Source organism: Mesorhizobium sp. M7A.F.Ca.US.014.04.1.1 (genome assembly GCF_003998745.1).
GTDB lineage: Bacteria > Pseudomonadota > Alphaproteobacteria > Rhizobiales > Rhizobiaceae > Mesorhizobium > Mesorhizobium ciceri.
Genome location: NZ_RZRW01001339.1, coordinates 1 through 612, shown reverse-complemented (window position 1 = coordinate 612; position 612 = coordinate 1). Strand labels below are relative to the sequence as shown.

The following is a 612-nucleotide window of genomic DNA, read 5'->3' as shown; positions in this document are numbered from 1 at the left end:
AGGCATTGTCGCCGGAAGGGCTGGCATCGGCCAAGGCAGCGTCCGCGGCGCTGGCGAAGGTCGCCTCGCTGGCGTCCGCGCCAAGCAGGACGGCTTCCGCCGAGCGTGCCCGCCACGGCTTAGCCGCGACGCCGCCCAGCGCCAGCCTTGCGGCGCGGATCTTGCCGCCGTCGACGACGAGCGCTGCCGCGGCCGATACGACGGCAAAGGCATAGGAGGTGCGTTCGCGGACTTTGAGGTAACGGGCATTGGCGGAGAAGGAGGCAGCCTCCGCCGGCAGGCGCACCGCCACGATCAGGTCGCCGGGCTCCAGCGCATTCTCCCGCTGCGGCGTTTCGCCGGGAAGCCGGTGAAATTCCTCCAGCGAAACATGGCGCCGGCCCTTCTTGCCTTCGATCTCGACCACGGCGTCGAGCGCCACCAGCGGCACGCAGAAATCCGACGGGTGGGTGGCGATGCAGGCGTCGCTCCAGCCGAGCACGGCGTGCAGGCGGTTTTCGCCTTCCAGCGCGTCGCAGCCGGTGCCTGGCTGGCGCCTGTTGCAGGCGCTGGCGGTGTCGTAGAAATAGCTGCAGCGCGTGCGCTGCAACAGATTGCCGCCGACGGTGGCGG

1 protein-coding gene is annotated in these 612 nt (G+C 70.3%); it reads right to left on the bottom strand.

Translation table 11 applies throughout. The annotated features are described in order from the left end of the window. The coding region (locus EOA22_RS36435; RefSeq protein WP_206521568.1) for an FAD binding domain-containing protein at positions 1 to 612 on the bottom strand (612 nt) is incomplete at both ends.